At 52.9% G+C, this 14173-nt stretch carries 13 protein-coding genes and 1 pseudogene; 6 read left to right on the top strand and 8 right to left on the bottom strand.

Going from position 1 to position 14173, the window contains the following annotated elements; all coding sequences use genetic code 11:
- Window positions 1-106 precede the first annotated feature (106 nt).
- Both N430_RS29650 and N430_RS29660 read left to right on the top strand, forming a co-directional pair.
- A pseudogene (locus N430_RS29650) lies at window positions 107-396 on the top strand (hypothetical protein).
- Between the two features lie 738 nt (window positions 397-1134).
- Window positions 1135-1368, top strand: coding sequence for a hypothetical protein (locus N430_RS29660; protein ID WP_110634331.1), 234 nt, complete (start codon window positions 1135-1137; stop codon window positions 1366-1368).
- A gap of 156 nt (window positions 1369-1524) precedes the next feature.
- On the opposite strand, the gene N430_RS06000 is transcribed toward N430_RS29660, so the two are convergent.
- The 6 genes from N430_RS06000 to N430_RS06025 all read right to left on the bottom strand — a co-directional run bounded on the left by N430_RS06000 (window position 1525) and on the right by N430_RS06025 (window position 7253).
- Window positions 1525-3075: a TIGR04141 family sporadically distributed protein gene (locus N430_RS06000; RefSeq protein ID WP_110634328.1), complete on the bottom strand. Its 1551-nt coding sequence runs from the start codon at window positions 3073-3075 to the stop codon at window positions 1525-1527.
- 139 nt (window positions 3076-3214) lie between these two features.
- Entirely contained in the window at window positions 3215-4702 is a 1488-nt protein-coding gene (locus tag N430_RS06005; RefSeq protein ID WP_110634325.1) for a DUF2971 domain-containing protein, read from the bottom strand.
- A gap of 162 nt (window positions 4703-4864) precedes the next feature.
- Window positions 4865-5140, bottom strand: a complete 276-nt coding sequence (locus N430_RS06010) for a hypothetical protein (RefSeq protein ID WP_110634322.1) — start codon at window positions 5138-5140, stop codon at window positions 4865-4867.
- A 95-nt stretch (window positions 5141-5235) separates the two neighbouring features.
- The gene (locus N430_RS29960) at window positions 5236-5526 is read right to left on the bottom strand and encodes a DUF3892 domain-containing protein (protein WP_110634320.1); all 291 of its coding nucleotides are present in this window, start codon (window positions 5524-5526) and stop codon (window positions 5236-5238) included.
- Between the two features lie 273 nt (window positions 5527-5799).
- Window positions 5800-6387 (bottom strand): GntR family transcriptional regulator, encoded by a 588-nt coding sequence (locus N430_RS06020; protein WP_110634318.1) that lies wholly within the window; start codon window positions 6385-6387, stop codon window positions 5800-5802.
- 38 nt (window positions 6388-6425) lie between these two features.
- A complete protein-coding gene (locus N430_RS06025; RefSeq protein ID WP_133248822.1) occupies window positions 6426-7253 on the bottom strand; it encodes a hypothetical protein in 828 nt (275 codons plus the stop codon).
- 82 nt (window positions 7254-7335) lie between these two features.
- Between N430_RS06025 and N430_RS06030 the strand changes: the two genes are divergently transcribed.
- Both N430_RS06030 and N430_RS06035 read left to right on the top strand, forming a co-directional pair.
- Window positions 7336-10107, top strand: coding sequence for an AAA family ATPase (locus N430_RS06030; RefSeq protein ID WP_256592091.1), 2772 nt, complete (start codon window positions 7336-7338; stop codon window positions 10105-10107).
- Window positions 10108-10459: 352 nt separating this feature from the next.
- On the top strand, window positions 10460-11185 hold the full coding sequence (locus N430_RS06035; RefSeq protein WP_110634313.1) for a DUF4365 domain-containing protein: 726 nt from the start codon (window positions 10460-10462) through the stop codon (window positions 11183-11185).
- 117 nt (window positions 11186-11302) lie between these two features.
- Here the strand turns inward: N430_RS06035 and N430_RS29965 are convergent, their stop codons facing one another.
- Together N430_RS29965 and N430_RS29415 are read right to left on the bottom strand one after the other, a co-directional pair.
- Window positions 11303-11938, bottom strand: a complete 636-nt coding sequence (locus N430_RS29965) for a CocE/NonD family hydrolase C-terminal non-catalytic domain-containing protein (RefSeq protein ID WP_110634310.1) — start codon at window positions 11936-11938, stop codon at window positions 11303-11305.
- A complete protein-coding gene (locus N430_RS29415) occupies window positions 11869-12354 on the bottom strand; it encodes a hypothetical protein (RefSeq protein ID WP_158288780.1) in 486 nt (161 codons plus the stop codon). Before N430_RS29415 ends, N430_RS29965 begins: the two co-directional genes overlap by 70 nt.
- Before the next feature lie 202 nt (window positions 12355-12556).
- Between N430_RS29415 and N430_RS06045 the strand changes: the two genes are divergently transcribed.
- Together N430_RS06045 and N430_RS06050 are read left to right on the top strand one after the other, a co-directional pair.
- Window positions 12557-13705 (top strand): hypothetical protein, encoded by a 1149-nt coding sequence (locus N430_RS06045; RefSeq protein WP_110634648.1) that lies wholly within the window; start codon window positions 12557-12559, stop codon window positions 13703-13705.
- Window positions 13705-14169 carry a three component ABC system middle component gene (locus N430_RS06050; protein WP_110634645.1) on the top strand — a complete coding sequence of 155 codons (465 nt, stop codon included), beginning with the start codon at window positions 13705-13707 and terminating at the stop codon, window positions 14167-14169. The genes N430_RS06045 and N430_RS06050 overlap by 1 nt, the downstream gene beginning before the upstream one ends.
- Window positions 14170-14173 lie beyond the last annotated feature (4 nt).

Below are 14173 nucleotides of genomic sequence, written 5' to 3' on the forward strand. Positions count from 1 at the left end.
CGTCATATTCGCAAGCTATTATCTGCTCGCCGGTGATTGAGCTGCCGCTGCGCTGCGCTATCGTGAAGGCACCCCACCTATATGGCTAAAGTCGTAGGAGGGCGGCATGCGAATTCGCGGTGATGTTTTTTGAACTGGGCAGACCCCACCCTTCACCACAGGTCTCACGATGAGACGCTGGACGACGGCACGACCATGGATATACAGGTGCGACTGTCGCGCACGGGCAATACCCAATTGTTTATCGGGGTATATGCCGGGACGGGCATGGCGCTTCATAAAGAAGCCTTCGACTCGCGGCCTGGTGAACCGATGACTAGGTCGTTGGCCTGGGGTGTGGGACGAGCACTATGCCTTGCAACCAATCAGCAACCTGCTGAACGGCAGGTCGCGTAAGGCTCGGGTGGAAGAGGTGGTGGCGGCAACCTAATGGCCGTTACCCAGATGATTCCAGTCGCTATACGCCGACTTCAGAACGTGTGGGAGGCGGGGAAGCTCACGTCTGATCTCGCTCAATGCTTCAGGACTTCGAATCCACTCCGTCAGCCAGGCGATCAGCATCGGTCGAGTAGTGGGGCAGGGTGCTACTTGCCGTTCAAGCTCGTCGGCTACCCGGGTAATGAGCTCTAAGTGCGCGTCAAGCTCTGTAATCTGGTTTGCCATGGACATCGACCTCTCTCAGTTTTTGGCGTGAGCTTGCCCCGCTGACCTCTGCGCCGATTTCAGCAAGCGTCCTCTGCCGGCGCCCCACAACATGGCGCGTACAGTCGTCTCACCGGGCCGTTTTGCATAAGCCTCTCCAATCCGAGCCAAGCCTGAGCGTCCATAAATCCCAGTGAACAACTGCGCGTCCCCGGTACGCGAAAGCCTGACCTGTACATCCAGTCGTGCCCCGTCCGCGAGCACCTCCTCATGAGAATGGTGTTTCAGGCTCGGATCAGCCCATGCCTAAAATACTGCTCCGCGATGTCGCATCCTTGCCTCCTGATTTATATCTCCATCAGGACAGCCTAGCCCGCTTCGTCAGTACCAAGGCCTTCAATCATCTCGAGACATTTCACGGCCAGTCCGCTACCAGTCCCCTTGATGCTTTTACAAGGTAGGACTAATACTAAAGGACTGCTAAGAAGAGGGATGGTCATGCAGACACGCTTCGTTGTAATCCCAGCTGTGCCACAAGAGATAGAGCAATTCCCTCGCCGTATAGGTGTCCCAGCGGCCATTGGAGCTGGCTACGACCTCTACGATACGCATGGCAAAACACGACTGGCCTTGAACTACCCCACTAGGGCGGAGGCGGAGTTCGACTGTGCGAGTCGAAATAGCCAGGAAGGAGCGGCTGGAAGTTGCATGCTGGTTCATCGTTGAGGGCGCTGCTTTCACGTTCTTTGCCGAAAATGAGCATGAGTAACCTGGCGATGAAACAGTTGAGGGCCTGGCTTGGAATGTCAACCCAAGCTTGAGGCTAGAGGTAGTGGGTTTTCTCAGCGGTGATGTAGTGAAGAGGCAAACCTGCAAGGTAGGTTAATTTCCGATTCTACAAACTTCGATCTGGTAACCCATCGCACCTAGCCGCTGAGCGAATTGTCTGAAGTTTACTTTCGAGAAGAAGGGCATGTGCAACGCAGCGTTGGGTTGCATGATCGCGAAGACGATCTTGTTGCGCGGTTGGGTTGCAGGGTTGAAGGCAAACTGGAAATCGCCGAGCTCTGCTAGATGTGCGTTTACCTGAGTCACGACATCGGCAGTATTGATCAGGGCTTCAGCGGACACGTAAGCCTGAGAGAAAAGGTGGCTCAGCACGCTCGACGATGAGTACTTTTTGACGTGGATGATGTGGTTATCGGGTGTGAGTAGATCGCAAAATTCGAATGGGCCGCCTGCACCTGTCAGCCTCACCAGCTTCTGATCGAGCAGGTAGAAGTTCACGTTGTCAGCGATGCGCCTGAGGTACGTGCCTTCGTGGTCGATGCCATAGGGGGGAAAAACCAGATCGCATGGCACTGCGGCGTCAAAAAAGCGATTCACTTGTTCGGTGTAGTCCCGGTCAATTTGGTACCAATCACCTTCGCTGAGAAGGTAGATTTTTTCTTCGTGTTCGATCTCCGCCTCAAGACACATGTAAAGAGGCCAGGTGGTTAATCGCTGCTCGTCGGTGCCATAGAGGTAGATGCGCTCGGACTCCAGTTCTGGGCGAGTGATTGTTCCCAACAAATGCTTTGCGAGTAACGCTTGCCGAAGATCTAGATCGAATGCGATCGCCGGGCCATTGCGTGATCCGGCACGATGTTTCACATAACCGAAACCGCTGATATCGTTCCCTAGCATTTCGGGTGGAGCCGCACGAATTCGGTCGAACTGCTCAGCGTTGATCGCCGCTACCAAAGCAACATCCAGTTGGTGCATCAGGGCGGAATCGCGCACCGGGACGATGAAGTCCATCCAAGGGTATTTTTCCTTGCAGTGTTCGTCCTCATAAGCCGTTAACAGTCGAAGCGCGATTTCGGGAAACTCTTCTAGTCTCACGTCGGAATGCAATGCCAAGGAGTCCGAGCCGCTGACGTAGTCACCTTCGTCTTGGTCATTCTCCACAATGCCGGTTAGCGACTTCAGGATCTCCGAGTCGAACTTGAAATCGAACTCGGATATTGACAACAGCTTGGACGACTGAGCCTTCGAACGCAGCGGTGTGCGGTCGATGTTGGACTTTTCAACGGACTTGATCAGCAGTGGGTCAGTCAAGCTGAGCGCCGTGCGTAGACCAAAATAGCGTTCAATCGCCAGTGGATCGATCAGGTGCCTGGCATGTCCGAAAGTGAAGCAAAAGACCCTGCCATTCACAGCCATGACGAGCAGGGCTTTGAGGGATCTCCCAGTTAGATCGAGAGCAGACACCTCTGGGACATCACCAAATAGCTGCGTCCACTTGGGATGAGAAGAGTTTTTCTGATGATAGAAAAGGCACTCTGCATCGCCCAGCATGAACGCGATAGGTTGAAGGTTGACCTCATTGGAAAGCGCGTCTCGGGGGGCTCGCCCTTCCTTGAGCAGGAATACGTTGATTGTGATCTTCACACGTCACTCCCTGACCTCGCGTTGATGTTAAATTGGCATCTACCCTTCATTTCGTCAAGTAAGCCTCCAGTCGCTGGGAGCATACCGGAGACCGGCTTATCCAGGCTGAGATCCTGGGGCAATGCAATGTCGCTGATGCTCAGTCGCGCTTGAGAGGATTTTGATCCGTGGTCTGCCTGATTTGAGCCAGGCTGAACAGCGGCACGATCTTTAGCGTGTTGCTGATAGGATCGTGAATGGCTTGCTTGAATGCGAACTCGTCACGATCATGGGTTTCGCAGAGCTCGATGATCTTGTTCACAATTGCCAAGATATCCTCAAACTCAGTCTTGAGACCGAAGCAAATTCCCTTGAGGGCGGAGAACTCATATTTGAGTTGTCGGTGCTCTGCCTTTGATGCATCCATCATAGAGGGGTTGTAAACAATCCTATATTCGTTCTCTTGTGCCCAGTCTTTCCATTTTCGAGCAAGTCGAGTGTCCAAATCATTCCAGTATTTATCTCGGGATTGGTCTGAGCCATAACCTCGTGAGGTCGTGCTTCTGTTTTTATGCCCGTCTTCAAGCCAATAAGCATCAAGCTGGCTTCTGGTCATGAGGGAAAGGCATTCAAAGAAGTTCAGCTCCAATGGTTTATCGTTGTAGTCGACCTTCTGTAGCTTTGCACGCCATGGCCTAGTACCCCAGCCTTCCTGCTCCTCCCATGGGACGGTGAGCATCAAGCACCGGTCTAGGTCATCGTTAGGAATGGTGTCAAAAATCAAGCAAGCTCCACGGTGGTTATCCCCGTAGGAGCCCCAGATCGCCGAATTAGTGCAGGAGGACATGAAGCATGCAACATACCATGGGGAATGGGTAAGGCCCGGCAATGAATCTATATAGTGGCTGGGGAAATTTGATGCGGGTGTGATAGGTAGCTTGCTTTGGGTTCTTGCGTAGGCAACAGTAAATGCTGATGCTCGAAGAAGGACGCTAAGCGAAAGGAAATGCGCCTCCGTTTCTATGTCGGGACTTTTATTTTGGTTGGCGTGAACTTGGACGTTCAACAATGCATCTGAGAGGGCTGTGTTGCCATCCCACAGGTTGGTCGCCTCTTCCAGCATTTTGTACTTAAGAAAGGTTTTGGTTATTTCGTCAAGCACAATCGGGTTTATCACCATGAGCAGGGCGTGCAGCTCAGCTTTGGAAACCCTTCTCTCTGAAGAAGCGAGTTCGCTAATATGGGCTTGTATTCGCTCGTTGGTAATTACGAGCTCTGCAGCTTCATTATAAATTGCCCGCATTTTCGGAGCGATATGAGATGGTGCTGGTACAATTGGCAAGTTTTCGATTTCTAGCATTTTCATGGCTAGATTGTCAGCTAGGCTCCAAGTGTAATGTTTGATGAGATTCGCCCAGATGATTGTGTCGCCAGACCAATGGAACTTGGTATAGCCTTCGAAGGGGTCGTTTAAGCTTTCTGGTGACGGGAAGAAGATGTAGTTTCCTTCCAGTTCGCCGATTTTGGCAGGTTTAGCGGGTTTGATACATGAGCCGTCATCCCCCAGTACCTCCGGGGTACCCGGCTCTCCGAGCAGGCGATGGATGGGGCGAAAACGATAAAATTCCGTTGGGTTTTCTGCAGTCATCAGTTCATCCTTTTTATGCTAAAAAGACTATGGTTTTGTAGTGAAATACATAGATTGCATGATGGCATTTTGACGGTCTGATGACTAGCATTACGACCTGGAAATTGATCGCGGAAGGACGATTAAACGCCGTCCTTCCGGGTGCTGACCAGCTGAAAGTGTTTAGGCCTTGTCCAGTCGGCGCCAGGTTCGACTGCCTTCGGTAACTAACACTGCACTCTTGCGGCCCGTGACCTTGATCGCCGCGTCAGCAAGATCGAGGATTTCGGTACGAGTGGCAGTACGAATAATATTGTATTCGCCAGGGGGGAGTTCGAATATTGCATCATTACCTTCAATGGTTTTTTCGAAACCTCGCTTTTCCATTTCGGAATGCAAGGTCTCATAGTGATGCTCGCGCGCGTCGTGAAGCTCCACTCTAACAGTAAAATTCGCCATTAGAATCGCAATCCTGAATAATGTAGGGGGGATAATTGAAGCAGAGTTATGCCCAGCTTTTATGACCTGAGGGTCTTCCAAGCTGATTTGCGGCCTTAGTACTCTGGAAGGCTACCGAGGTTATCTCGCTTCGTGCTGTTTCGATCTGTAGACAAATAGGTCTCGTCAATTACGTGCACGTCTGCTCCTTTTACGTACTTGCCTTCGGCGTTCTTCATCCAAGTTGCAAAGCTTGCTTTTTTCATGCGGATCAAGTCCGCTACGAAGCCTCGGGGTACATGGTGGATAGTGCCGAATTTGGCAGGTAAGTCCTCGCTAACCTCTACTTGGACAATGTGCTGCCGGTGCGCATCGTACTTCACTCGGGTGATACAGAAGTCTGGCATCTGCGTTCCTTGGTGGCCACCTCATGGCAAGGTGCGTTTATACATGAGGGCGAGTCATGGCAGTTCAATGGCATTTCTAGAAAAAATTCGGGTCACAGGCGCGGCGCTGTTCCAGACATCTGGTAGGCGCTTTCAGTATTGGCTTCCCTAAGAGAGCGCTTAGATAGCCAAGGTACTGATTACAGCCTGCGCATGAAGCCGGGAAAAATGGCTCCTGTCTTGGCGTGGCGCAAGGATTTCAAACAGCGCTCTTTCTAGGTACAGCAGGGCAGGTCAGCGAGATAGCTCTACCTGAGGAGAGAACATCGTGAACCTGGAGCAGGTGAGCCGCTCAAGGAACATCATGAGTTCACATGCAGCGGCAACAGCTGCCTCTGGCTGGTTGTCAGCAATGGCGATGAGTGTTTTGGCATGGCACCTGGCACCCTCCTCATAGGCCTTGTTCTGCTGGATGTGCTGGTACCAGAACCGCCTGGACTGGGCATGGCTGGCCGTCATCATCGCTGTCAGCATGCTGTTGTGGGCCGCATCCACCTCTTTGATGTGAATCTGGCGATTCACCTTCAGGTAGGTCGCTGTATCTCCGTCCTCAGCTGCCTTGAGTATTTGGGACGCGAGCTCCCTCAGCACGGCTCGCTCTTCGTCGGTCGCGCGCTGACTGGCACATTTGACCATCAGCTCCTCCAGAGGGCGGCGTACTTCGAGTAGCTCCAGCTGCTGATGAATGTCCGTACCGCAGACCAGCGTGCCGCAACGCGGCTGCATTTCCACGAAGCCGATTTGCCGGAGCCTTTGGAGGGCTTCGCGGATGGGCGTTCTTCCCATGTTGAGTTCTGCACTCAACTGCTGCTCCGACACCATCGTGTTTGGAGGCAGTCACGCTCGCGCTCTGATGGAGCTCAATGAGTTGCTGAGTGCTTGTCCAGTCGATGCGCGTAAGAGAGGATCATTTCCCAGGCGAAAGAGCGGGCATAGCTGTATTCCTCAGGGGTTGGCTCTCTCAATGGGCCCTTTGTCAGTCCTCGATGTCGACTGACGGTGGAAGGGTCATTGCATACGGCATGGAACTTCCCGACCTTGGACTTCTCGATGCCGAGTTCGTTGGTCAGCATCGGCGGCTTCCCGAACCTGGTCTGTAGGGCTTCCAGGATCTCGTAGAGATGGGTGAACTCGGATTTTGGATCGCGTTTTGATGCGCTGTTGCTTGCTAGCAACCGGCTGAGCAATTCGTCATCTCCGTATTTCGATAGCAGCTCTGCCTCGGAGTGAAGTCGATCCTGGCGCTCTTGAGCCGAGTCTTGGATCAGCACGCCATTCCGGTAAATTTGGATTTCCAGGCTGTCTCTGATACGGACGCTGGCGAAGTCTGACTGCAGGTGGATTTCGCGTGGTCGACCATCCTGATGGGTGATGGTGAGCGTTGGGCTAGGATCGATAAGCAGCGGATCCACGCTCGCGTACTCGTAGGGGGCCAGGCGTGCTTTGATCGTTCTCAATAACTTCTCTGAAGTGGTGCTATCGGCCTGGTAGATACCTGCATCCAGTTCCGCCCGTACCACCCCATCCTGAATCACCATGACTGCTCCATGAGCTTCAATGGTCTGGCCTTCTGCGAGAAGATCTGCTGGTTGATAACGCCATTCCAGTGTTGCGGTACTAGCGGTCATAGTCGGGCCCGAGATGAATTCTGCCCCATCATACCTTCGGAAATGGGCATGGTTGCTCATGCATCTTAAGGATCATCACCCTGGTCACTTAAGAGGGTGTCAGATCCACCATCCAGCGTCCGCTACAAGGTGGCGACGTATCGTGAGCGATCTAATCCTGGCGCGTTGCTATCATGAGATGTGCAGCGACAACTTTGTGGCTTTGGGGCTTATACAGCGAGCCCCGCCAAGGTATGCAAAGGTTGAGCATGAGCCTGGGGAGGCATGGATGGCATCTGCGGCGCACGACTATCAGCATTTCTTGCGTTGGCTTCATGAGCCAGCGACTGCCGCATCGGGTGACGCGCGGCGAATGGGCAATTTGGTTCTGCAGCACTTCGAATCAATCAGCGCAACATCCCGCAATCGTAGTCAGCGAGCCATTCGTATCGTTGAGCTTGCCCGGGGCAAGTTTGCCCAGACCAGCCACGAATTACCCTGGTTGAATGCCATCGCGGCTGGGGATGGTTGGAGCTGGCGTAGCCTTTCCGAGCTGACGATTGGGCCATTTCGAGGATTTCGACACCCTGAGACATTCGACCTCACCAAGCGTCTGATTCTCTTCTATGGCCCCAACGGCAGCGGAAAAACCAGCCTCTGTGAAGCGTTGGAGTACGCGTTGCTGGGGGCGGTGGACGAGGGGGCCCAGAAGCGTATCGATGCCGGTCAGTACCTGCGCAATATCCATGAGAATCGGTTTGTTGCTCCCCAGCTTCGAGGGATTAACTTGGCCGGCCAGTCCATGGCTATCGAGGCTGACGCAGACGCGTACAGGTTCTGCTTCATCGAGAAAAATCGAATCGACTCGTTTTCAAGGATTGCAGCCAAGCCTGCCGGGCAGAAGACCGAGCTCATCGCGGCGTTGTTTGGTATGGATCATTACAACGAGTTCGTGGGTCAGTTCAACGAGGCGCTCACCGAGCAACTCAACCTAGTTCCACTAAAAGGCCAGGAGCTGAATCTTCGGCTAAACTCGATTGCCAATGACATGGGGGTCGTGGCTGGCGAGGTCATGGCAGGGGCTGAATTCCAGCGGGTAGAAGAAGTCTTCGCACAGCAATTCGCGGCTGGCATGACTTACGGGCAGCTCCAGCAGGCCGTGGGCTTGTTGGGGGTTCCGGGAAGACTCCAAGAGCTGGAGCTTGCACTTAACCAGCCGCCACCCTTGCTCTACGGTGTTAGCTCACAAAACCTAGCGGCTGCCTACCAGCGAGCTGATGAGGCTCACAATCAAGTGGAAGAGCTGTCGCAACAACTTGCGCAGCAACATAGCGATGTTGATTACCAGGCGCTGTTCAATGCCGTTCAGCGTTTGCAGGCAGCTTCCCCAGATCGTTGTCCGGCCTGCGATACACCCCTTCAAGGGGTTCCACATACCGTAGTAAACCCTTACCAAAAGGCAGCTCAGGGCCTTGAGCGGTTGCGTGAGCTGACGGCGTTGCAGCAGAGATACCACACAGCCATAGGGCACCGCAGAGCCGCTTCCGATGCGCTCAGTGCCTATCTGGCTCACTTTGCTCAACGTGCGACCCCCAAGACTGAGCGCGAGAATATGGTGTCTCGGTACCTGGCCGCACCTGGTGTGCTCGCAGATACGGCATGGTGGCGCCTAGGCTACATCCAAGTTGAGGGCGCACCATCACTTGCACAGCAAGCTGTCGATTGGGCGGCAGTGTTGGAGCAGGAGGATGCTGCTACACAGCAGAACCTTGCGCACAGGCAGTCTCTCGTTGCTGAGCGCGATCGACTGAACGGCGCTCGAATAGCACTGGCCGAGCATGCTGCCAGGAGGCAGCAAGCCCAGGTACTTGTCGAAGCCGCAAGGCAGCGCATCGGTGAGTTCGAAGTGCAGAACGCCGAGCTGATCGCAGCGGCTGCTGCTGAGCGTGACCTGATTGCTGCTGAGTCGCGAATCCAAGTGGCTTATGCCGAGTTCCTGGCCCTGTTGCGAAGGCACCGATCCGAGCGGCCCGGTACGCTGATGGCAGGATTGAATGCACAGGCTTTGGAGCTTTATAACGAGTTCAACGTACGCGATGCGGAAGAGGACAAGCTCGCCGAACTGCATCTGCCGTTAACCGGTGAAGGTCGTATAGAGCTGTGTTTCCGTGGGGCGCCAGGGCGCCGCGTCGACGCTCTCCAAGTGCTGAGCGAGGGGCATGTTCGATGCCTGGGGCTCGCGATTCTGCTGGCCAAGGCATCGAGCATTCAGGCGCCTGCAGTCATCTTTGACGATGCTATCAATGCGATCGACCACGAGCACCGTCAAGGGATTCGGGAGGCGTTGTTCCAGAGCGAGCGGTTCGCGAATACCCAGATCATTGTCACATGCCACAGCAACGAGTTCATCAAGGACATCCAGAACCACGTTGAGCAGAACCAATGGTTGGTCTATGCCTTCATGCATCACCAGGGGAATTATCACCCCAGGGTTATCCGCAACGTTCCGCCTCAGGCGTACCTTGCGTTGGCCAGATCCGCTGTCGATCGTGGTGATCATCGGGCGGCATTGCAGTTCTCCCGGCAGGCACTGGAAATGCTCACTTCAAGGATCTGGAAGTGGTTGGGAAAATGCAGCCAGGGGGTACTGACCGTCCAGCTAGCAAGGGACGGAGACCAGCCAGGCCTGAGCAACCTGTGCGCATCTATATGCTCAAAGCTGCGAGGGGCCAACACCTTCGAGCATGTCGATAAACAGCCGCTGATCGATGCACTGGTTCAGATTCTCGGTATCGGTGAGCAAACGTTGGTGTGGATGTACCTGAACAAAGGCACCCACGAAGAAGCTGACCGAGAGGACTTTGATGCAGGTGTGGTTGAGCATGTGGTTGAACTGTTGGAGGGCATCAACACCTTGCGCCTGCGAGGGCCTTGATGTTGCCTCAACGCCGTTGGAGTAAGCGTTCGCGGTCAGCCAATCACCCCATTAATGCAGGGTCATGAATTTGCACTTGGTCATTCCATAAGACTGCGAAGGTTTGACAGGGAAGATGATCCGCTCTCTTGAGATCAAGTTGAAAGTGTGGGATCTGACTCATCACGATTATAGCTGCAGGAAAGCTCATGTTGGCCGATACCGGTGATCGAGCGGCCAGGGTGTATAGTGCCAGCTGCCTAGCCTTGTTCAAGGTCAATTAGAATGAGCGATAGGTGTATCAATGAGGTGCATCCGCGCAGGGGGATATTTAGCCGCTGCGGAGTTTGTGGGAAATTGAGGTGATCACAGTATGATGGAATATCTAAAGCGTTCGGTTAATGGTGATGCAGGGGAGTATCTAGCTGCGCACCGGTTTACCAGGGTACTGGGGTGGCCCTACCGGATGCTGGACGTAGATCTGGGCGTGGACGGGGAGATCGAAATACTTGATGCGAACGGTACTTCGACGTCGGACATCATCAAGGTTCAGGTGAAGACCTTTGAGTCAATATCCAGTGAAGAGTCGAAGGGCATTTATGTAACTGATAAGCATATTAAGTACTGGAAAAGATTCTGCCTGCCGATCATCATGGTGTGCGTTGATCTGAGCAAGGGCAAAGTTTACTGGAAGGCTGTGACGGCAACCGAGTGCTATCAAAGTGGTGGGGCCTCGCAGGTTGTTTCAATTGACTTACAGGCTGATGAGCTGACGCCAGGGTGTGCTGCACGGCTGAAAGAGCTGGTTTCTCCCGCCGATTCAAAGAATATTGAATCGGTGCTGGACTCCATGCGCCGTCTATGTGGCTCTATCAGAAATCAGAATGATGAGTGCGTAGATGATGAACAGCTGATTCGCGTCCAGAACCTGGTAGATAAGTTCGAGTCTGAGGCCCGGAAGTTTGATGAGCTCGCACACCATTTCCCTTGGCGTTGCGGGGTGCTCACTCGCCGGGAGGTCGAGTTGATGCGCTTTGTAGTTACCCAGGTGGATAACAAAGTGGGTGTGAGCTACAACAATACCGTCGAAGGGATGTGAGCTTTTCTGCGATTTTAAGTGGCTCTATAGAGGGTAGTACGTTTTAGCGGAGTCTGAATCCGTGGTGACGGCCCACAAAAGCCAAGGGGTGGATAGTCCAGCACCGCCCCAAACGGTTTACCTTCTACCGTTTGGGGTGGTTCCACTAACGTGTTTCGCTACCGGAACTAGGAGATTGATTTCAAGGGTACGTACAGATGACTGTCGTAGCTGCCGCCGACCTGAATCACGTGGGTTCCAGCATTTCTCGGTGTGAACACCTGTTGCTGATCGCTCACCCACTTTGGCGCTAGCAGTTTTGGGTCTCCAAGTGTTTGCATCGGAACTTTGTTCACTTGGGTAGTACGTGTACTGATATTTTGGGATTGTAATTTTGGCCGTTCCAAGCGGCGGGGCGCTGCCTGTGTCTACATAGGGCTCAATGGTGACCTGTAGAATTTCCCCCGCGTGTAGCCTAAGGCCCATCGGCCAGATGTCTATGTCCAGTGGGACAACCTCTCCCTCGGACAGGAGCGCTTCGCTGTCCAGGGAGAGGAATGGGATAGCATCGGTGGAGCGGAGCGGGTCGGTTTTCCTGCGGGAGGCGCGTTGGTATCGATAGGCTTGAGTCAGGCCTGTACCACCTTGAGGTAAGCTGCGGGGAAGTGCATTACCTTGAGCATCTCGTTTCTCGACAGTGACTTTTAAATCCATGTCATTCGAGCCGATCGCAGATACCCATAGCGAAGTTTCATATAGCCAACGAGTTCGCATTCCGACTCGATCAGATTACGGAATACGGCTGCCCCCTTTTCAACCTGGTAGTTGACAGTGCTCGCTCGATCCGCCAGCTGCTTTGACATCGTCATGTCGTCGCACAGATACATTTTCTCATGCGCGTAATCGCTCGGAGGCCAAGCATCGACGACACGATTGACGGTGTCCTGATGGCCGGGGGTGGGGTCTAGTACAGAGATGCGAACCTTTGGCGTGCTTTGCCAGTCATTTTTTGCACCTGGGCAACCCTGCTGACCCAACTGGTGAGAATGGTAGGGCGCGTCGTTACAGGCAAAGGCAAATCCACCACCGTCCGTGAAGAGCCCCATAATCCCTAGTGTTGGACACCGGAGGCTCTTAAGGGCGTGATGGATTGTTCGATAGACAAGGTATTTTGCATTCCAAAATGCCATCACGCTACAATCGAGCCTACGTGACCAAAGTTACTGTTCACACATACAGTATTGGTGTCCTGGTTTTTACAAGACACTGCCGAGTTCGGTGTCCTCATTCATTTTTTTAAATTTGGTAGTGGATTTGCCAGGAAGGCTGGAACTGATCTCTCCTCGCACTATGTCCTTACCACAATGGTGCAGCAACGAGCGGAGATATGTTGTGGAGAAGCTCGCCAACAACGCGACGAAGCTACTCGAAGCCCTGAGTTATCAGCTGATTGTGACCATGGAGTACTGCCATGACCTGGTGGAAGGCCAGACGCTCTGGCTGGAGGTCTATGGCGATGTGACTGTAGGGGGGGAGGCACAAGTTGAAGTCAAAAACTTTGTCGAAGATCTCACAGATGGGCACATAAACTTCTGGAATACGCTAAAAAATTGGGTCTCGCCGAAATTCAAACAGGAATTGTATTCCGAGCTACTTCTGCTGACCACCCAATCCTATGGAGCAACGGCTGAACTGCGGCACTGGAACGACCTATGTGTGGCACAACGGCTAGCGCTGCTCGAAAACGTGCTAGCCGGGAGCGAGGAGCGTCTGGCTGCATCTGGTAAAAAGCCTTCCAAATCAGTCCAGATGCAGCAATTTGTGATGGCTGAGGATCGACGTAATGTGCTCCTCGATGTCATCGAAAAAATTAAAATTCTTTCTGAAGAACCCGACCTAAAAACACGTGCGGAGCTTGCGAAAAGCCGACATGGAAAAGGCTTGGATCCGTCAAAGCGCGGTGACTATTTTGAGGCGGTTTTGGGTTACCTAATTGAGCCATGTATCTCAAAAAAAGGCTGGAAGATCACCTATGACGAGTTTGACCTGAAATACGCTACGTTTATTGCGCGATATGCGCGAAACTCTAGGAAATTTCCGGTTGTCGATGCCTCTAGCTTCCAAGGAAAGGTAGACGTTTCTGCTTATGCTCACCGTTTGTTCGTGAAAAAACTGCAGGAAATTGAGTATGCGGAAAAGGTGCCTCTAGCTATTTTGGAACATACCATTGCAGTTCATACGATTAGCAGCGAATTTAAGAGATTCACTGTGGAGAAGGTCGATGTGGACGGATATAAGCGAGATCAGCTCAGTCGCCATGTCAGCTTGAGATCCAGCGCTATAAAGCGCTGCAGGCGCTTGGCTGAAGAGTTTTGGTGCGAAGAATCGCAATTGTTCTTTGACGATCGCCGCGGTGAGCCAGTAGATGGTATGCCAGCATTCGATGGTACTACGGTGGATTTTCGTAACGGCATCTGGCATATGCTCGCCGACGATGAGGACGAGGATGGAATTGAAAAGCTGCATTGGAGGTTATGGTGATGAAGCTCACGACAATTGACCATATTCATACGCTACATCGTAGCCCATTAATCGTGGCTCCGATTCTATATGCTTTTTACTCGGAACTGCAGGAAACCCAGAAGAATATACTGTTCAGTTATCTAGTGCTTCCTTTTGTTCTGCATGAATCGACCGCATCCTATTTGCATCGTATTAGCGAGCGAAATACTTGGCGCACGATGGTTTCCGACAAAACCCGTGTTGCGGGGATTCATAAGCGTATTCACTCTCTTCGAAAAGTTACGAATATCACCTTGATGAGCCTGGTCAGCGCGAATTATCTGGTCATCGATGACGATCAAGTGGTGCGTACTACAAGGAAGAGATTTCCGCCCGTTAAGGGTATGGATCAGAAAATGGTTTCAGCCCGAAATCTCGCGAGGCTTTTCGAAGACAGAGAAGCGCCGTGGGTATACAAGTCTCTAGGGGTCGTTGAGCTATGAAGTG

The organism is Pseudomonas sp. CC120222-01a, assembly GCF_003097235.1.
Taxonomy (GTDB): Bacteria; Pseudomonadota; Gammaproteobacteria; order Pseudomonadales; family Pseudomonadaceae; genus Aquipseudomonas.